The organism is Chitinophaga agri (assembly GCF_010093065.1).
Taxonomy (GTDB): domain Bacteria; phylum Bacteroidota; class Bacteroidia; order Chitinophagales; family Chitinophagaceae; genus Chitinophaga; species Chitinophaga agri.
The window spans coordinates 6624327-6644243 of sequence record NZ_CP048113.1 but is presented as its reverse complement, the minus strand read 5'-3'; the positions used below and the strand labels follow the sequence as shown (position 1 = coordinate 6644243).

The 19917-nt window shown below is 46.5% G+C and carries 11 protein-coding genes and 3 tRNA genes; 9 read left to right on the top strand and 5 right to left on the bottom strand.

Going from position 1 to position 19917, the window contains the following annotated elements:
- The first annotated feature begins 5 nt into the window (after positions 1-5).
- The 5 genes from GWR21_RS26560 to GWR21_RS26540 all read left to right on the top strand — a co-directional run bounded on the left by GWR21_RS26560 (position 6) and on the right by GWR21_RS26540 (position 10223).
- Positions 6-1502 (top strand): glycosyltransferase family 2 protein, encoded by a 1497-nt coding sequence (locus GWR21_RS26560; RefSeq protein ID WP_162334736.1) that lies wholly within the window; start codon positions 6-8, stop codon positions 1500-1502.
- Positions 1503-1504: 2 nt separating this feature from the next.
- A complete protein-coding gene (locus tag GWR21_RS26555; protein ID WP_162334735.1) occupies positions 1505-4369 on the top strand; it encodes a tetratricopeptide repeat protein in 2865 nt (954 codons plus the stop codon).
- A gap of 21 nt (positions 4370-4390) precedes the next feature.
- Positions 4391-6640, top strand: coding sequence for a DUF4838 domain-containing protein (locus GWR21_RS26550; protein ID WP_162334734.1), 2250 nt, complete (start codon positions 4391-4393; stop codon positions 6638-6640).
- Between the two features lie 363 nt (positions 6641-7003).
- Positions 7004-9559 carry a TonB-dependent receptor gene (locus GWR21_RS26545; protein WP_162334733.1) on the top strand — a complete coding sequence of 852 codons (2556 nt, stop codon included), beginning with the start codon at positions 7004-7006 and terminating at the stop codon, positions 9557-9559.
- A gap of 187 nt (positions 9560-9746) precedes the next feature.
- Positions 9747-10223: a GNAT family N-acetyltransferase gene (locus GWR21_RS26540; RefSeq protein WP_162334732.1), complete on the top strand. Its 477-nt coding sequence runs from the start codon at positions 9747-9749 to the stop codon at positions 10221-10223.
- Between the two features lie 70 nt (positions 10224-10293).
- On the opposite strand, the gene GWR21_RS26535 is transcribed toward GWR21_RS26540, so the two are convergent.
- Complete coding sequence (locus tag GWR21_RS26535; RefSeq protein WP_162334731.1) at positions 10294-11832, bottom strand: alpha-N-arabinofuranosidase; 1539 nt, start codon at positions 11830-11832, stop codon at positions 10294-10296.
- A 616-nt stretch (positions 11833-12448) separates the two neighbouring features.
- Between GWR21_RS26535 and GWR21_RS26530 the strand changes: the two genes are divergently transcribed.
- A tRNA-Gly gene (locus tag GWR21_RS26530) sits at positions 12449-12521 on the top strand.
- A 137-nt stretch (positions 12522-12658) separates the two neighbouring features.
- A tRNA-Gly gene (locus GWR21_RS26525) sits at positions 12659-12731 on the top strand.
- Between the two features lie 499 nt (positions 12732-13230).
- On the opposite strand, the gene GWR21_RS26520 is transcribed toward GWR21_RS26525, so the two are convergent.
- Positions 13231-13431: a hypothetical protein gene (locus tag GWR21_RS26520; protein ID WP_162334730.1), complete on the bottom strand. Its 201-nt coding sequence runs from the start codon at positions 13429-13431 to the stop codon at positions 13231-13233.
- A gap of 51 nt (positions 13432-13482) precedes the next feature.
- A complete protein-coding gene (locus GWR21_RS26515; protein ID WP_238430024.1) occupies positions 13483-14514 on the bottom strand; it encodes a glycosyltransferase family 2 protein in 1032 nt (343 codons plus the stop codon).
- Positions 14515-14622: 108 nt separating this feature from the next.
- Between GWR21_RS26515 and GWR21_RS26510 the strand changes: the two genes are divergently transcribed.
- Positions 14623-15771: a sensor histidine kinase gene (locus GWR21_RS26510; RefSeq protein ID WP_162334728.1), complete on the top strand. Its 1149-nt coding sequence runs from the start codon at positions 14623-14625 to the stop codon at positions 15769-15771.
- 64 nt (positions 15772-15835) lie between these two features.
- A tRNA-Leu gene (locus GWR21_RS26505) sits at positions 15836-15919 on the top strand.
- Between the two features lie 140 nt (positions 15920-16059).
- On the opposite strand, the gene GWR21_RS26500 is transcribed toward GWR21_RS26505, so the two are convergent.
- Both GWR21_RS26500 and GWR21_RS26495 read right to left on the bottom strand, forming a co-directional pair.
- On the bottom strand, positions 16060-16701 hold the full coding sequence (locus tag GWR21_RS26500) for an Abi family protein (RefSeq protein WP_202928994.1): 642 nt from the start codon (positions 16699-16701) through the stop codon (positions 16060-16062).
- A 229-nt stretch (positions 16702-16930) separates the two neighbouring features.
- On the bottom strand, positions 16931-19756 hold the full coding sequence (locus tag GWR21_RS26495; RefSeq protein ID WP_162334726.1) for an eCIS core domain-containing protein: 2826 nt from the start codon (positions 19754-19756) through the stop codon (positions 16931-16933).
- Between the last annotated feature and the right edge of the window lie 161 nt (positions 19757-19917).

Here is a 19917-nt window from a genome sequence, read left to right as displayed (position 1 = left end):
ATACAGTGGAATTGTTTAGAAATTTTTACGAAGGCTTTGTATTTGTGTATGGATGTACCATGTTGTTCATGTACGCGCTACTGGCCATACTCTCACTCCGGGGTATCATCAGGTTCCAGCGTAAGAACAGCTATGTAGATTACACAAAAATGCTGCAGTCGCCACTGGCACCGGGCATATCTGTCATTGCGCCTGCATTTAATGAAGGCGTTACCATCATCTCCAACGTACGCTCACTGCTCACCCTGAACTATCCCCGTTTCGAAGTGATCATCGTGAACGATGGCAGTACTGATGATACACTGCAAAAACTCATCAACGAATTTCAGCTGCAGGAAGTTGACTTTGCCTATAATGAACGTATCAAGTCGCAGCCTGTAAAGCGACTGTTTAAATCCACCAACACGGCTTACGATAAACTCGTTGTTATCGACAAAGTGAACGGTAAGAGTAAAGCCGATGCCTCCAATGCGGGCATCAATGCCGCTGCTTACGACTATTTCCTTTGTACGGACGTAGACTGTATCATTGAGAAAGATACCCTGCTGCGCATGATAAAACCGTTCATGGATGAGGAACACAATAAGATCAAAGAAGTCGGTGAACCTTGTCCGGAATGTGGATATATACACGTACAGGAAGACAGTGTACGCGTTATTGCTACCGGTGCGACACTGCGTATTGCCAACTCCTGTGAGATCGATGAAGGTGTGATCACCCGTGTACGTCCTCCTGAAAAATGGCTCCCCCGCTTCCAGGAAATGGAATACCTGCGTGCCTATGTATTGGGTAAAATGGGATGGAGTGTCATCAACTGTGTACCCAACGTATCCGGTGGATTGGGACTGTTTGACAAAGAGATCGCAATCAAGGCCGGTGGCTATGACAGCAAGTCCTTTGCCGAAGACATGGACATTGTTACACGTATGTGTACCTACATGATCGATAACAAACTGAAATATGCCATCCGGTACATTCCCACCACACAATGCTGGACAGAAGGCCCTCCCAATATGAAGGTATTCAGCCGGCAGCGTACGCGCTGGGGACGTGGCCTGGCAGAGATTATCACCATACACCGTAAAGTGATCTTCAATCCGCGTTACCGCAAGCTCGGCATGATCGTGTTGCCCTACAATCTCTTCTTCGAATTCCTGGCGCCTATCATTGAGTTCACCGGTATACTGTATTATATCTACCAGATCATTACCGGCAATATCAACTGGCACAATGCCCTGATACTACTGGCTTTCGTATACTTTTATTCCGTCATGATCACTACACTGGCTGTATTGTGGGACCAGATCACCTACAAACACTATAAGACGTGGCGGGAAGTGATAGGCCTTGCACTGATGGCCTTTATCGAACCTTTCATTTACCATCCGCTGATCGTATTCTTTGCCCTCCGTGGTTATTTTAACTTCATCACGGGTAAAAAACATACCTGGGGTAATATGCAGCGCCAGGGATTCGGGCAGAAGAAACCAGCAAATACTTAATCATGATGTCTCTTTTTAAATATATACTATCCGGTACGGTACTCTGTTGTTCGTTACAGGTCCACGCGCAGCTTTTTAATAAAGGGAAAGATGCTGACGAACTGTATAATGAAGCGGTGAAGGAAACAAAACTGAATCACTATCAGAAAGCTATTCAGCTGTCAAAGGAAGCTCTGCAGAAAAGGCCGGACTTTGTTGACCAGCAGCTCCTGCTCGGAAGATTGTATATGCTGACGGGCAATAATGACCTGGCCAGAAAACATGTAAGAGATGTTATCGTCAAAGCGCCGCGATACAAGGATGCATATCTTTATGCCACCAATATTGAAATGGGCGCCAAAAGATATGAAGAGGCGGAATGTTACGTAGATGAAGGTCTCTATGAGTTTCCGCAGGACAAGGAACTCATGCTGAAAAAGCTGAGTATACTGGATGCCTCCGAACGTTTCTTTCAGGGTGGTAACTATGCCAACTCCCTGCTGGACAAATACGCCGGAGACACGACCGTGCAAAGGGCCTACACCGGCCATTACCTGCTGGCAGGACATTACTATCAGCAGCGTAACAATACCCTCCTGGCGCAGGAAAACTACCAGAGAGCCATGCTCCTCGATCCCAACAATGAAGAAGCCAGGACAGCACTCAACAGTATGACCATGAAAAGCGGCAGTTACACCCGCGCCCTTGAACTGGTGAATACAGAACTGGCTGCCAGTCCTGATTCCTATGATCTGATGATGCGTAAACTGGGCTTACTCCAGGACATGCATGATTATGCCGGCGCCATCGATCAGTTACAACAGATATTAAAACGCTGGCCGTCAGATGCCAAGGCGCGAAGCATGGAAACTGCCCTGCGCATGGAAGCAGGTGCATGGTATTCCAATACAGATCCCTACCTCCTGTATCAGGGTGTATTGGAAAAGAATCCGGGCAACCGCGAAGCACTGGATAAGGTCATCGGACTAAGTATGTCACGTGGTGCATACAGAGAGGCACTTGCCTGGATCAACCGCGGACTGAAGACCAGTCCTAATGACCAGCGCCTGCTGGCCTTAAAGCTGGATGTACTCGAAAGTGACCGCAAGTTCACAGAAGCTGCACTGCTGGCTGAAAAATTACGGTACAACTATGCGACTGACGACAGGAAAGCACATTATATCAGTCTTAAACTAGCCAGTGGCCGCGATTATCTGTCCCAACAGCAATACGACCTGGCCATGGCGGAATTTGATAAAGTATTGCAGGCAAGTCCGCGTGATACCACCGCCCTCGATCTGATGGCCAACAGCTATATCAATCAGAAAGACTATATCCATGCATTGGAAACACTGGACAAGGCACTGGCTATCTATCCTGATAACAGCCGGTTCCTGCTGAAAAAATCAAGTGTCCTGGCTGAAACCGGGCAGTATGATGAAGCAGCGGACATAGCTGCGCAGCTGTTAAAGCAGCATCCCGGAGATGCCCGGTATAATGCCAATATCATCGACCTCCGCCTCACTGCCGGCCGTAAGCTGATGCAGGCAGAAGAATATGACATGGCAGCAGGTGAATTCCGGGCAGTACTTGCACAGGCTCCCGACAACCTGGACGCACTCAATTACCTGATCAATATGGAAACGGCGGTAGAACAACCGGACAGCGCCCTGTATTATGCAGATCAGGCCTTGAAATATCATCCGGGGGATAAAGAACTGCTCCTCAAAAAAGCAGGCGTCCTAACACAACTGAAACGCTATGATGAGGCCAATGCGATTGCCTATCAACTGATGCAGCGTTATCCATACACGATCAGATACAGGACCGCCTATACCGACGGACTCATCGCTGCCGGTAATACCTATCAGCGGAATAATGCACCAGACAGCGCACTGGCATTATACAGGCAGGTACTGAACATCAACCGGAAAGATTCTCTCGCACTATTATACAGTATCAATCTGCTGAATGGTAAACAGTCATATGACAGTGCGCTGGTATATGCGAACCAGGGCCTCCGTTATTATCCCAATAACGAATCCTTCCTGCAGAAACGGGCGCTTACACTGGAGAATAAAAAACAATATGCCGAAGCAGCACTGGCGGCCGATTCAGTAGTAAAACTGAATGGCAATCCGGTGAATGTTGACTACGCAGACTACCTTCACAGCAAGACCATGAAGAACCAGTTTGGTATGTACTTCCTGCATTCCAGCTACGACTACCAGGATACGAAATATAACATTGCTACACTGGAGTACCGTCACTTCTTCAAACGGGGTTCCTATGCAGGTCGTCTGAACTATGCCGGCCGTGAACAGGGTACAGGATTACAGGGAGAAGCGGAACTATATTATACACACAACCGTACATTATACTCCTATGCGCTGGCCACGTACTCTAACGAAGTGGTGTTCCCGAAAATGCGGCTGGGTTATTCCATTTTCAAAACCTTCAAACATGATATCGAAGGGGAACTGGGTGTACGTTACCTGAATGCTGACAGCTCAAACAGTATATCTGGTGTAGCGTCAATAGCGAAGACCTGGAAAGATTTCTGGGTGAACTTCAGGGCTTATTTCATCAGCGACTCGCCGGAGTTCTATACTTCCTACAACCTGACCACCCGGTACTACATGAACCGGCAGCAGGACTATATCGCATTCATCGCGGGCCTGGGTACCTCTCCTGATGACCGTAGCCGCCTGATACAGTTCCCTAAACTGGCAGGGTTATTGACCCGCAGTGTGGGAGCAGGTTATCAGAAAACATTTAAATACCGTACCACTGCTGGTATCTATGGTACCTGGATCAATCAGAAGATCTCCAGCACCGTATTTCAGAACCAGTATGATATCTATATAACCCTGCAACGTAAATTCTAATCACTTTTATTCATGTTCAGGATGATGCACGGCTTACTGCTTATGATGACTTTACTGACATATAACAGTTGTCAGTCTACCAAAGGGAATATTAACCTGGTAGCCGGTGGCAGGTCCAGTTATGTGATCGTCCTGCCGGATGAAGCAGCAAAGAATGAAACAAAAGCAGCGAAGCTGTTACAGGAGTATCTGCAACGTATCTGCGGCGCATCATTGCAGATCATTGCTGAGAAAAACTATCACGACCAGGCGGGTATATTCATTGGTAACACAGCGCACGCCGATGCACTGAATGCAGAGAAATTAAAAGGAGAAAGCTTTTTTATAGCTACTGATAAACGGGATGTATACATCAAAGGTGGTAGTGGTAAAGGGGTGATATATGGTATTTATACCTTACTGGAAAACTATTTCGGCTGCCGGAAATATGCAGACGCACCTGTCAGCATTGCTGCTTCCAAAAATCTTGATCTGCCGCAGCAACTGATGGACAGGCAGGCACCGGTCTTCCTATACCGGGAGACCTATTATCCTGCCGCTTTCGATAACGAATACCTGGAATGGCATAAGTTACATCGTTTTGAAGATCTCTGGGGTATCTGGGGACATTCGTTTTTTAAGATATTACCTCCTAAAGATTATTTCGCCACACACCCTGAATACTACGCACTGGTAAATGGGAAACGGCAGGCGAGCCAGCTTTGTCTCAGTAATGAAGGCGTATATAATGAGATGGTCGCTTATTTCCGTAAAGCGATAGCCGATAATCCAGATGCACTGTACTGGTCCATTGCGCCGGAAGATGGCGGCGGATTCTGTACCTGTGACCAATGCAGTAAGGCGAATGCAGAAGAAGGCGGTCCGCAGGGCCCATTAGTGCGTTTCATTAACCGTATTGCGGCGGCCTTTCCGGAACAACAGTTTACGACACTAGCCTATCAGTATACAGCACACCCGCCGGTGAAGACTAAACCGGCAAAGAATGTATTTATCATGCTGAGCAGCATTGATGCCAACAGACAGGAACCACTGAGCACGATACCATCTGCGGCTGCTTTCAGAAAAGACCTGGAGGGATGGGGCGCTATCACGGATAATATCTTCCTGTGGGATTATACCACCCAGTTCACTAATTACCTGGCGCCTTTTCCTGATTATAATAATGAGCAGCCCAACCTGGAATACCTGGCCGCACATAAAGTAAAGGGAGTGTTTTCACAGGGAAGCGGAGATACCTATGGCGATATGGCCGCCTATAATAGTTATTTGCAGGCTAAATTACTGTGGAATCCGGGCCTGTCTACAGAAGAGATCACCAATGATTTTCTGAACGGCTATTATGGCCCCGCAGGGCCTTTTATAGGGCAATACCTGCAGGTGCTGACCACTCAGCTACGCAATACCAAAACACAGCTGGATATCTATGGAAATCCGGTAAATAACTATAAGAACTACCTGTCACCTGAGGCAATAGACCAGTATTCTGGTCTGCTGGATAAGGCAGAAAAAGCGGTGGAAGGCAACAATACCCTGCTGACAAGAGTGTATCATGCGCGCCTGCCGCTGGAGTATACTGTGTTACAGCAGTCCCGTTTTTTCGGGACAGACAAATTCGGTTACCTTATTCCCGAAGGGAATAGTTTTATTGTCAATCCCCGCTGGCCGGAACGCGTAAAAAGATTTGCTGCGCAATGTAAGCTGGCCGGCGTAAAGGAACTTTCCGAAGGCGGCAGTACGATAGATGCCTATCAGCAGGAATGGGACAGTATCTTTGCCCGCAAATGGATCAGCAGTCTGGCGTTCAGGGCAAAAGTCAGCTTACTCTATCCATGGGCGGAAGACTATCCGGCTAAAAAGGAGGCAACCCTCACAGATGGATTGCAGGGAGATAAAGACTTTAGTATCAACTGGCTCTTCATCTATGGAAAGGACCTGGTAGCTACTATTGATATGGGCACTGAAAAGCCGGTGAACGAGGTTAACATGAACTTTCTGCAGGATGCCCGTCATTATATCTTTTCCCCCGCTGACATTACCGTGGAAACTTCGGTAGATGGCATCAATTTCATCCCTGCCGGAAAACAGCCGTCCTCTCCGCTTTCAGAAGAAGATTACAATGTCATTATCCATCACTACCGTTTTCCGGTACCTGCCGTAAAAGCACGGTATATAAGAGTTACAGGCCGCTGCCTACCACAGGTGCCGGCATGGAGAACCGCGCCAGTCAGCAAAAAAGCCGCGATCTGCTGCGATGAAATATATGTGCTGTAAGCGTTCATTATCCACACAAAAGCCCTTTCGCCTGAAAGATTTCCCTAGAAAATTTTCATTGTTCCATTCCTATTTATATATTTGTCTACAAATCTACTAGACTATTAGTATTCATCCTGTTGCTTATCACTAACATGAGCCACCAGCATGCTAGTTCCGCGGGCACCAGGCATACATATATCAATGGGTAGCTTGTAGCTGGCTACACACCGATCATTGACATGAGCCACCAGCTTGTCAATTCCGCGGATCAATAAAATACATCCTGTAAGTCTATAGCACAGTCACTACCTGTATGCTCGGTTACCGGCGTGTCTTTACCCAACAACACATTTGAATTTCTATCAACTAATATCTTACATTATGCGAAAATTATTATTACTCCTTATGCCAATGTTGTTAACGGTCATCACAGCATTCTCCCAGGATGCTGTTGTTGGCGTGATAAAAAATGGTGAGGGGACATCCGTTGTAGGGGCCACAGTTGTCATTAAAGGGACCAATGTACACGCCGTTGCCGATACCAGTGGCCGGTTCAGCATTCCGCTACGTAAGGCATTTCCATTTACGTTGTTAATCAGTTCCCTGGGTTATAAGCTGGAAGAAGTAAAGCTGACGGCACGTCCTTCCGCCCCACTCGATATTACGCTGACGAGCGATAACAGTCTGTCGGAAGTGGTGATCTCTTCCCGTCGCCGTATAGAAACAGCACAGGCAGTACCTATTCCCATATCTGTAGTGAGTGGCTCACTGGTGGCAGATGTAGGTGCATTCAATGTCAACCGGCTGAAAGAGCTGGTGCCTACAGTACAGTTGTATTCTTCTAATCCACGTAATACGACGCTCAACATCCGCGGAATGGGTTCTACTTTTGGTTTGACCAATGATGGTATAGATCCCGGTGTAGGATTTTATGTAGACGGTGTGTATTATGCGCGTCCGGCAGCTACTACACTTGACTTTATCGATATAGAACAGGTAGAAGTACTACGCGGGCCACAGGGAACGCTCTTCGGAAAGAACACGACTGCCGGGGCGTTCAACATCACCACACGTGCTCCAGGCTTCACACCGGAAGCCAACTTTGAAGTAAGCTATGGTAACTACGGTTACATCCAGGCAAAAGCCGCTGTTTCCGGGCCACTCAGCAAGAAATTTGCTGCACGTGTATCCTTCTCCGGTACACAACGCGACGGTACGATCTACAACACCGTATCACAGAAATATATTAATGACCTCAACAACCTGGGACTGCGCGGACAATTGTTATACACACCATCAGATAAGATAAAGATCACGCTAACTGCGGACAATTCAGAACAGCATCCCGAGGGATATGCGCAGGTGGTGGCAGGCGTAGCGCCAACGTTAAGACCGGCTTACCGTCAGTTCAACCAGATCATTGCTGACCTGAATTATAAATTGCCAAGTGAGCATCCTTTCGACCGGCTGGTGGACCATAACACCTCATGGCGTTCGGGTAATGAACTGGGTGGTGTATCACTGAATGTGGATGCAAAGATCGGCAATGGTACCCTGACGTCTACTACTGCATGGCGTTACTGGAACTGGGATCCCTCCAATGACAGGGACTTCACTGGTCTGGCGGTACTACAGTTATCCCAGGCTACTTCCAAACATAAGCAGTGGACACAGGAAGTACGTTACGCTGGTGATCTGACGTCCAGACTGAGTGGTGTGATAGGGGTATTTGGAATATGGCAGGACCTGAAAACTGATCCTTACCATGTAGAAGAATCAGGTAATGCACAATGGCGTTTCTCGCAAAGTACAACAAGTGAGCTATGGGCCACACCGGGACTGTTTGACGGATATGGTATCAGGACCACTTCCAGACTGAAAACATTTGGAGGCGCTGTATTCGGACAACTGGACTGGGCCATTACTGATCAGATACATGTGTTACCAGGTCTGCGTTATAACTACGATAAGAAAAAGGTAGACTACGACAGACAGACCTATGGCGGCCTACAGACAGACGATCCTGCGCTGATAGCGTTGAAGAACATTGTGTATACCAATCAGACGTTCAATGCCGATGTAGATGAAAGTAATGTATCCGGGCAACTGACCCTGGCTTACCAGCCCACAAAAGCGATCAATGCATTCGCCACCTATTCTACCAGCTATAAACCTATTGGTGTGAACCTGGGTGGTCTTCCCACTTCCAGCGGTAAGGTGATGACAGAACTGGCCAGGATCAATCCTGAATCAGTAAAGCACTTCGAAATAGGTGTGAAAACGTCTCCTGGCAAAAATGCTACGGCCAATATCGTATACCATAGAACTGATATAAAGGATTATCAGACACAGGTACAGACAGCAGAAGTGGGCGTAAACCGTGGTTACCTGGCGAATGCGGAGAAAGTGCGCGTACAGGGAGTAGAACTGGATGCCAGCATCAGGATACACAGTGCCGTTTCTCTGTATGGCTCCCTGGCTTACACAGATGGCAAGTATGTTTCCTTTAAAAACGCGCCGGTTCCCCTGGAGGAAACGGGTGGCTCCTCCGCCTTTAAGGACATTTCCGGGGGGCAGTTACCCGGTATTTCCAAGTGGGCCGGTTCACTGGGGGGAGAAATCGTTTCAAATCCCGGTATCATCCTGGGACAGAATGCGCGTTTCTTTGTAGGTGCGGACGCATATTTCCGCTCTTCATTCTCCTCCAGCCCCTCCCCTTCCAAATACCTGAATGTGGACGGATATACCCTGTTTAATGCAAGAGCCGGATTCCGCGCACTGAATGGCCTGACCCTGTTCGTATGGGGACGCAACCTGTTCAATAAAGATTACTTTGAACAACTGTTACCGGCAGCGGGTAATGCCGGACACTATGCAGCAGTGCTGGGGGATCCGGGAACATACGGTGTGACGATACGTTATTCTTATCATCAGTAAGGAAGTAACATAGTCACATATAACGGGGTCGTATCATTACACATGATACGGCCCCGTTGTCGTAGCCCCCCCACGCTCTTTTTATTTATACATCGCTTCGGCAATGGCCCACTCATATATTCCCTGCCGCTTTTTTCACCTGTATAAATCCGGTAAATTACACTGGTCAATCTCATCTCACTCATCCATGGAAATAATAAGAAAATATGAAGCGGCAGACAGGGAAGCTTGTGTAAACGCCTTTATCAGCAACGTACCCTATTTCTTTACTGCCGGAGAAGTCAGCGATTTTGAGCGCTTCCTGGATACCGTAGTAAACAAAGATCGTGATACTTACTACTATGTGCTGATGTATGATGGAAAAGTAACCGGAAGCGGCGGTTTCTGTTCGATGAGCACCAAAGGACAGTTTACGCTGGCGTGGGGGTTAATACATAAAGATCATCACAGGAAAGGGCTGGGTGAACAATTATTGCTTCATCGCATTTGCGAGATCCAAAGCATATGCGGGAACTATGAAATACTGATAGATACAACACAATATTCTGCCGGGTTTTTCGAAAGATTCGGATTTGTGACGGTCAAAATAACAAACGATTACTATACAGCGGGGCTGCACAGGTATGATATGGTATTAAAAAGTACAACGCAGACAGGCGTATAAAAAAAAGACGTTGGCACCCGGTCTCAACAGGTACCAACGCTTTGTTATTGTACTTAGTAATTACGCGGGGCTATTTCAGTTCCAGCACGACAACAGATGCAGGAGGCAGTTCGGCTACCAGCTGGTCACCCTGTTTCTTCGCACCTTTGAACGCTTCAATGTGTATCTTATTTGGCTGTTCGAAAGAATTCACATCCGTTACTTTCGCGGAAGTCAGGATCTGCCCTGTAACCGTTTTCCATTTCACTTCCTGCAGGCTCGTAGATACAGTGATCTTCTGCGTCGGGTTCAGATTAACCAGGGAGATATGTACCGCACCGGTAGAATCGAGGGAGGCAGATACATTCACAGCAGGGATGGATTCACTACCGGAAGTATATGCAGGACTGTTCAGTTGTATGGGCAGGTATTGCGCATCGTGATGTACTTTATACAGATCAAAAATATGATAGGTAGGCGTTAGCAGCATCTTTTCCTTGTCGGTCAGGATGAGCGCCTGCAGTACGTTGATGGTCTGCGCCAGTTCCGCCATTTTCACACGGTCGCTGTGGTTGTTGAAGATATTCAGTGTGCTGCCGGCGATCAGTGCATCACGCAGACTATTCTGCTGATACAGGAAGCCGGGGTTAGTACCAGGTTCAACGTTGGTCCAGATACCCCATTCGTCTACAACCAGGCCCACACGTTTTTTAGGATCATACTTATCCATGATAGCGGCATGTTTGATCACCAGTGAGTCCATAGCGAGGCATTTCTTCATGGTGGTGAAATATTCCTTCTCTGTGAAGTCAGTAGCAGATCCTTTATCGTTCCAGGTCTTGGGCACAGTGTAATAATGCAGGCTCACCCCCCACATCTGGTGGAGCGGAATATTTTTCATGACAGTTTCCGTCCAGTTAAAATCGTAATCACTGGCACCGCTGACGATCTTCTTCAATGGTGCACCAGGGTAGTTACGAGCGTAGGTAGCGTATCTTTTGTACTGATCTGCATAGTAGGCAGCAGTCATATTACCACCGCAGCCCCAGCTTTCATTACCAACGCCCCAGAAGCTTACCTTCCAGGGTTTTTCATGACCATTCTGTTTACGGATGGCGGTCATCGGGCTGACATCATCAAAGTTCAGATACTCTACCCATTTCGCCATTTCTTCTACGGTACCGCTACCCACATTTGCGGATACATATGGTTCACAATCCAGCAGTTCGCAGAGTTCAAGAAATTCATGGGTACCGAAGCTGTTATCTTCTGTTACACCGCCCCAGTTGGTATTGACCATTTTAGGACGCTGGTCGCGCGGACCAATACCATCACGCCAGTGATATTCATCTGCGAAGCAACCACCGGGCCAGCGCAGGTTGGGTATACGGATCTTTTTCAGTGCCTCTACCACATCCAGGCGGATACGGTCTTTTTTCTGAACATTGAGAGAAGGATCTACCCAGAAACCGTCGTAAATGCAACGACCAAGATGTTCAGAAAAATGCCCGTAAATATGACGGCTGATCGTGTGATCAGATTTAGGTTGAATGACCAGGCTGGCAGTGTGCTGTGCGTTTGTGGAGAAAGCCCACAAGAGCAATAACAGGAAGGACAGTTTATGCTTCATAATTTAGAATTTATATACTTTTTACTATAACGTATATGTTGTGAAGACGTGGAATGGTTGCTAATATAGAGAAAATAAATGTCAATCATACAACTATTTATTTCTGTATGGGATACAGACTGCGACCTGATTGCTGATAACCATACAAGGGCGTATTTATTAGCTGTGGATGCTAATATTTCATGCAGGCGGGCAGGTACTGTTTCCGGCAGACCGGTTGACTTCATCAAACGTTTCCGGGGGCATGTGACGCCATATTTATTGCAACGGTTAATAAGCCGATCCATCAGGCAAAGCATTGACATTTTTCTGCCAATGGCATATAAAAGTGTAACAAATTTTCAGTTCATAGCGGATCTATGACATCGTCATACATCCGCTGACAAAGCCTTTCATACAAAGGGCTACACAGGATCACACCTGCCATCTGCACCAATATCCTTATCAGAACAGCTCACATTTTTTTTGAAAAAAATGAACAAATATTTTGTGATTTCAAACATTATCGTACATTTGCAATCCCAATCGCAAACAACGCGAGCGGACGACAAAAAGTTCTTTATTAAGCGATCGGTTTTAGTAGTTCTTTACTACACAAAATTGATACTTATCACCTGCGGAAGTAGCTCATTTGGTAGAGCACGACCTTGCCAAGGTCGGGGTGGCCGGTTCGAGCCCGGTCTTCCGCTCATCGTTAAGTGCAGATAATTATCAGTACTTATTCAGTAAAAGATCCAGCTGCTGAGATAGCAGGAAAGATCAGAAAGTTCTTAACATAAAGATTGGTGAATGTAGATATTTTCTACACAAACTGATTCTTTTACCTGCGGAAGTAGCTCATTTGGTAGAGCACGACCTTGCCAAGGTCGGGGTGGCCGGTTCGAGCCCGGTCTTCCGCTCATCTTTAAAAGTCCTGGTGTTATACATCAGGACTTTTTTTATGCCCCTAACTGACCTTATTCCGATAAACCAGGAATAATGCCCCTACCCTCCATTCCGGCAATAATATCTACTTTGACTGGGTATACCCTTTACTTAGTATTGATTAGGTAGGCTTTCTCTTACGTTTCTCTTACGTTTTAAGACGTAGGAGAAACGGAAGAGAAAGCCTACCTAATCAATACCAGAGCGAATCTAAACACAGCGGAAAATACCCGAAACAGGCGCCTGGAATTTTCGTCACCACGATTTCCGGTTTTGTCACCATGGTTTCCGGTTTCGTCACCTTTCTCTGATAAGCAGGAAATAATTGGGCTAATATTGCACTGTAAGGGCGGATAATGGTACCGGGCCGACGGCAGGAAGGGAGAACTGCCGGCTGGCAATCTGGGGAAAAAGAAAATAAAAAGCCCCCGGACCGGATTGATCAGGGGGCTTTTACCAATATAATTAAGCTACTTATTTATATTTCGGATTGTACAGGGTGTTTTCCGGTACAGCTACTTCAGGTTTACCTTTATAGCGATGTTTGAACAGGTTATAACATCCGCCTAATACAAATGATAACAGGCAGAAAATTGTCACATAAAACAGGAAACGGGATGATGATACCCAGCTACCGGTAAAGTCATTCTTATTTTCAACAGTATTGTGTTCCATAGCTATTTATTTCGCATTGCAAACTTACATCATGTCAAATAATATTGCAAGTTATTTTTCCAGTGTCCTGAAAGTCTTCCGGTTCAGGAAGTAATAACGCCAGATCATTATGCCATGAAAAACCCCCGTCAGCTCAACCAGCCGCTTTTGTGGCAGCCTGTCGGACGACAATTTATAGTTCCTCCGCCACCGGAGATAGTCCTTGTAGGCCTTATAGATCGCCTTCATATCTGCGGGTTTACCTGCCACCAGGCTCTTCACCCCAGCCAGGACATCCAGGAAGAAACGCTGGGACAAGACGATCCACCGGTCGGTCGGGTGCAGGTTTTTCCACAGCATCATCAGGTTATTCCTGAAGTTCAGGTATAGTTTACGGGGGTTACCCTGTGGCAAACTGCCTCCTCCTACGTGGTAGACAATCGAATCGGGGCAATAGCAGATGCGGTACCCTGCCCGCTTCAACCGCCAGCAGAGGTCCACTTCTTCCATATGGGCGAAGAAATCAGCGTCAAAACCGCCTACTTCATGGAAACAGGCAGAACGGATGAATAATGCGGCGCCGGTGGCCCAGAAAATGTCCTGCGCATCGTTATACTGCCCTTCGTCCATTTCTGTAGTGTATAAGATCCTGCCACGGCAGAAAGTGTATCCCAGGATGTCCATCCACCCTCCCGCCGCACCGGCGTACTCAAATTCTCCCTTATTATGATAGAAACGCAGTTTTGGCTGACAGGCAGCTACATGATGGTCGCGCATCATCTGGGCGACAACCGGTTCAATCCAGCCGGGTTCTACCTCCACGTCCTGGTTGAGTAAAACATATATATCAGCTTTAACATGTTGCAGAGCGGTGTTATAGCCTCCTGCAAAACCGTCATTCGTTGGGTTCTGTATAATGCCGACCTGCGGAAAGTGCTCACGCACAAATGCCACACTATCATCTGTCGAGGCATTATCTGCCACGATCAGCTGCAGATTCCCATAAGTGGACCTGCATACCGAAGGCAGAAACTTTTCCAGAAAACTACGTCCATTCCAGTTCAATATAACAACAGCTACCGATGGTAATACCGACAAAAGCACTCTTTTACGCGTGAATAATAAATTTTGCCTTACAAATATGCAACAAATTATAATAGATTCTGACTCCACTACACTTATTGGACATTATACTTAATTTAGATGCTAAGTATGTTTAAACAGGTTATAGGCTGGAAGTTTGTACTGGTATCTACCGCGGTGATCATCATCGTAGGTACTATCTGGTATGTCAGCAGCATCGCAGGGAAACTGGAAGAGGAAGAAACCAAGAAGGTAGCGACATGGGTAGCTGCCAACCGGGAATTGCTGCAGGCATCTGATGAAGCCAATCTCAATCTGGCCGTAGAGATCATTACAAATAATACCAGCATTCCCGTTATTATCACCAATGAGAACGGACATATCATCGACTCCCGAAACCTGGACACCACAAAGCTTGCAGGGAACCCCAGATATATGGAAGAGGAACTGGCTACTTTCAAGAACCAGCACCCTCCTTTCATCATGGAAATAGATGCTAAAAACAACCTCTATAACTACATCTATTACGGAGACTCCCTCATTCTCAAACAGGTACGCTATTACCCGTACATCCAGCTGATCGTCGTGGCACTGTTCATCAGCATCGTACTGGTAGCCTTGTCCACCTCCAACCGCGCCACCCAGAACTTACTATGGGTAGGTATGGCCAAGGAGACGGCCCACCAGCTGGGTACCCCTTTGTCTTCCATTGAAGCATGGATAGAGATCCTGAAGGATAATGAAGCCAACGACCTGGTCGCTACTGAACTGCGTAAAGACGTAGACAGGCTCAAACTCATCACGGAACGTTTCTCCAAAATAGGCAGCGTGCCCCAGCTGGAAGAGCACAATGTGGTTAGCCAGGTGGAATCTATGGTAGGTTATATCCGGAAGCGGTCTCCACAGAAAGTGATACTGACCATGCATTGCCAGGAAAGGGAAATTCCGGGCATGATATCGCCTTCTTTATTTGACTGGGTCATTGAAAATCTGCTGAAGAACGCGCTCGATGCCATGGAAGGAAAAGGTACAATCGATGTGTATATAGAAAATCAACCGGCGAATATAGTCATCGACATCACGGACAGTGGTAAGGGCATCCCGAAAGGGAACTTCGAAAAAGTGTTCAGACCGGGCTTCAGCACCAAAAAAAGGGGTTGGGGACTGGGACTTTCACTGGCAAAAAGAATTATTGAGGAATACCATAAAGGACGGCTAACTGTACGCTGGTCGGAGCTTAACAAGGGAACGACCTTCAGAATTTTACTAAGAAAATGATGTTAATCACTAATTAAATTTGTTCGTTATAAAAAACCGATTAATTTTGCACCACTTCAGAGCTGCGGAGGTGGCGAAATTGGTAGACGCGCTACTTTGAGGTGGTAGTGCCTGAAAGGGCTTGGGAGTTCGAATCTCCTCTTCCGCACAAACGGAGAAAAATTGCTTATACTAAGTAATTTTTCTCCGTTTTCTTTTAGAGGCCTAGTAACCGTGTATATTCAGGTATCCAGGGTTATTAACGAATATCACCTCCTGCTTTATTAAAGTAAAAAAACTCCCTACAAACTACAGGCTATCAATCTGGTTGCATACGGTATTAATATGATCCAATCCATAAAGTAATGCACGCTCATCAACAACCATCCAATTAAATAACTGCAATATAAGGGTGTAATGTTGCCTTACATAGCGGGTATCCTTTATGGGTGTACCAGGAATAAAACATATTGGCTCATGATGAGCTATTCTATTCCGGATGTCGTTTATCTTCGCCAATTCGTTGAAAATATATGTATGGTTATATTGAATAGCAGGAGTACTAGTCGGTTTTGCAGGAAAAATTCTTAGCAAAATTCTGCCGGTTGCTGTAAACTGGTGTGGGGCAAACATATAACGCCAAAATCCAAACCCCAGCTCGGCGACAAGTTTATTATGTGCATATCGACCCCCCAATTTCCGAACTGCATCTAAAATACTATTCTTTGTAAAAGCAGTATTTCGTGCATCAAACATTCCTCCATTGTGAGCCGCATCTCTAAGCCAATTAGCACCGTAGGACGCAGAACAACTACGGTCTATTGCATTTCTAAGTGCAATTTCGAAACAACTTATCACTGTAAAAAGCTCTTGAGATAGTTGCAGGTTTCTCCTATATAAAGTCATTGCCTTTTTAGTATCTCCTCCACAAGCGTTAAGATAACGACTCATTCTGTGTATAGATATGATACTTTCAAAATCAGAATAGCGCACCTGTAATTTGTTTTTTTACGAATTTAATTTAAATTTGTAAAATCTTATTCCCGGTAGCCCCTGAAGAAATTCAAGCTATCGGGTTTCGTTTTTAACGCCTATCAAATATAAATTTTTCAATATCCTTCTACCTACTTGAAGTTACATTCTGTACTTCTTTTAAGTTAACGTGTTCATCCCCCTTCCGCTATTGTAACAAACTAAAATGCGCTCCCGTGAATAACACCGATACCCTGGTGCCTGTCCGGGTAGCGGACCTGGCCAGATTAACAGCCTGCATCGTCACCGCCGTCGCTTCAATATAGAACTCCTGGCCAATGACAAAGTGAATAATATTCCTGATCCGGTCCTCGTCAGCTGTCTGCAGCTGTACCCCGTTGGAGACATTGATCTTATGCTTGTCTATCAATGCCATCACCTCTCCATACTTATTTATTGCATTAAAATGATATAGCACACAACGAATATAACAGGTCCAGTCTTTACCACTAACGACCAGTACCTGTCTTCCTCCGAGATCATATTGGGCATCTCTCAGAAAGTCAGCTACCGAAATTACTGTTGGAATATCGACACCCTCATCTGCCCAGAAATTTTGTGGCATCTGATGTGTGACTAACTCCATTTCCTCTTCTTCATCTTTCAGTCCCGCATATTCCAATGCGCCCGGATATGCCTTACCAATCCACTCATGATGATGTTCCTGCAATAGTTTCAATATCTCTTCCTGATCATCCTGAGGGTCTATTTCTTCATCCTGATAATCTTCAAACTCTTCGATATACTCCTGGAACAGATCAAGATACTCCTGATATTGTTCCGTGTCCTCTTTGGACATTTTCTTCAGCGACTTACCTATCGTGCTAAGGTGCTGATCCAATCTCTTGTGATCATGCAGGCCATTGATAGCCATCGCTACTTCCTCTTTGGATACACTTTGCGGATCATCCATAAATTTTAACAGCACACCCCGGTGGGTTCCTTCACCATCTCCTGTTGTTCGGCCCACATACAACGTTGCGCCAGGGCTCAGATTTGTAAGTTCCAGAATGGCGGTAATACCTTCCTGCAGGTATAACACCTTCTGCCAGGAAGAAAGTGGAGAAACATCAGTATTTTGCTGAAAGAAAAAGAATGGGTTTTCGGCGTCCTGCTTAATTTTCTTCAATGGTGTCTCCGCCTGTATCAATGAATTGATAGCCACATTTACAGCATATGCCTGTTTTACGTCCATTTTCATTTCACTGGCAAATTGCAATAAAAGCCCTCTCGCTTCATTACCCAGGTTCAGCAACTCCGCCGCCGCCTGTTCTACGGTTAGTCCCACCAGGCCCGTCCAGATACGGTCTGTTATAACGATCCAGGCAGTTGTGTGTGCCCCCATCGTCTGAGAGAACGGAGATTTGGGCCGGCCACCGAAACGTACATTCACGATCATATTATCTTCCACATCGATGGACGCTGCCTGGTATTTTTTCAGACGACTGTTCTTTCCCCTCGGGTTCTTTTGTTTCGGTCCTCCTTCCTGCTGCAGTTTCTTTGTCTCTATTATTTTAGCTTCAATCCTCTCCTTCATGATCGCCTCAATTTTCGCGAGATGCTTTGCATCAGATATCAGCTGCATGGTTTTAGGGTAAAACGACCACAGCGTATTTATATGCTGGCGAATAAATGCCCAAGTCAGATTGACATCCTGCCAATAGACGGACTCACTGGTCACGCCTGGTGCAACGGTGCCGTTCTGGTATAAGATCGTTAAAGCCGCCGCCCTTGCATCAAAAAGTCCGAGAATAGTTGTTTCAAGTGCATTCAGCTGACTTCCTATCAGTTTTGTGTCGGGCTTTATCTTCTCATCTCCTTCAAACACCTCGAGCAAGCGTGCGGTTTCACCTTTCCCTTTACCCGCAAGCGCCTCGCTGATACTCTTTGTGTTGATCGTAGATAGCGGCACCAGCTCCCTCAATTCAAGGTATGCATCTACATAGTTTTGCAAAGCGCCCACCAGACTTCCATTGATCTCATCAGGCAGGATGCTGATATCATCCACATCATCCTGTATTTTTGGCGGAGCGATCAGGGAGTTGGTGTATTCTGGATAAGCCCCGGTTAGCATCCTTTTTCGCCAGTTGTTCTTCTGACGCCAGTTACGGAAGTATTCCACCCAATAACTCAGTTCACTCTTTTTCTCCATAAACCGTTCCTGCTCATAATCTTTTAAGTGCTGGACAAACCTCATCCCCGGAAGTGCATTCAGATCACTGACCAGTCCTGACATGACTTCAGAAGCTTCCCGCACCGTTTTACCTCTCAGCTTGTTTTCGATTCCCACCTGTATAGCAGTAAAAGCTGTCGCGTGATCACCGGCTGTACTGGAAAATGCCTTGTCCGGCCGGCCGACAATAACAATATCTTTAATACGGCCATCTTCTTCTCCCGGCAATATCTGCGTAACCACACGTTGCACAGGCAGTATAGCGCCTGCGACCGGCACCTGACGCAACTGCATTGCTTTATCCGCAAATGAAGTACGCATTGCCTGTTCCCCCATCCGGTCAGCCTCGCTCTCCAACCCCGCATTGTCATTCAGTGGCTCTCCGGTTTTCAGCTGCGTAGTTGCCTGTACCCTCCCCTGTTTCTGCTGCACAACATGCCAGGCCTCATGCGGCAGGTGTTGCTCCTGTCCGGGCGCCAGGTGTATATCACTACCCTGTGCATAAGCCAGTGCCTGCAACTGGGCCGGTTTGTCAGAGTTGTAATGCACTTTTACATCATCCAGTGAAAAGCCGGAAAGATGCTCCACACCAGACTTCAGCTGATCTGGCAAACCGGTATTATTGGCTTTCAACTGAAATGGGTCAGGCAACGTATCGTCCGTCAGATGATCTTCCTCTGAAGCCTTCCCTTTAGCCTGTAATGGGGTAACGGAGGGATGACTAACACCGGACTGTCCAACTGCATGAGCGTTGGCTTGGGAGGCAGGAGTTTGCTGGGATAGTTTGAGAGATGCAGACATTGGGCTGATGATCTTGAGATACGAATATAAAGATAAAATTCAGCGAAGCATAGAGGTAAATAAGCCGCTTAATAAGATAAGTCAGTGTGGACCATACAGACGCACGACGGCAACAGCATGTACATCACATAACAGGGTATTGTACGGTCTGTAAAAATGTA

Coding starts and splice junctions, on each gene's coding strand:
- GWR21_RS26555 (WP_162334735.1), top strand. CDS start 1,505: ATGATGTCTCTTTTTAAATATATACTATCCGGTACGGTACTCTGTTGT.
- GWR21_RS26550 (WP_162334734.1), top strand. CDS start 4,391: ATGATGCACGGCTTACTGCTTATGATGACTTTACTGACATATAACAGT.
- GWR21_RS26545 (WP_162334733.1), top strand. CDS start 7,004: ATGCGAAAATTATTATTACTCCTTATGCCAATGTTGTTAACGGTCATC.
- GWR21_RS26540 (WP_162334732.1), top strand. CDS start 9,747: ATGGAAATAATAAGAAAATATGAAGCGGCAGACAGGGAAGCTTGTGTA.
- GWR21_RS26535 (WP_162334731.1), bottom strand. CDS start 11,832: ATGAAGCATAAACTGTCCTTCCTGTTATTGCTCTTGTGGGCTTTCTCC.
- GWR21_RS26520 (WP_162334730.1), bottom strand. CDS start 13,431: ATGGAACACAATACTGTTGAAAATAAGAATGACTTTACCGGTAGCTGG.
- GWR21_RS26510 (WP_162334728.1), top strand. CDS start 14,623: ATGTTTAAACAGGTTATAGGCTGGAAGTTTGTACTGGTATCTACCGCG.
- GWR21_RS26500 (WP_202928994.1), bottom strand. CDS start 16,701: ATGAGTCGTTATCTTAACGCTTGTGGAGGAGATACTAAAAAGGCAATG.
- GWR21_RS26495 (WP_162334726.1), bottom strand. CDS start 19,756: ATGTCTGCATCTCTCAAACTATCCCAGCAAACTCCTGCCTCCCAAGCC.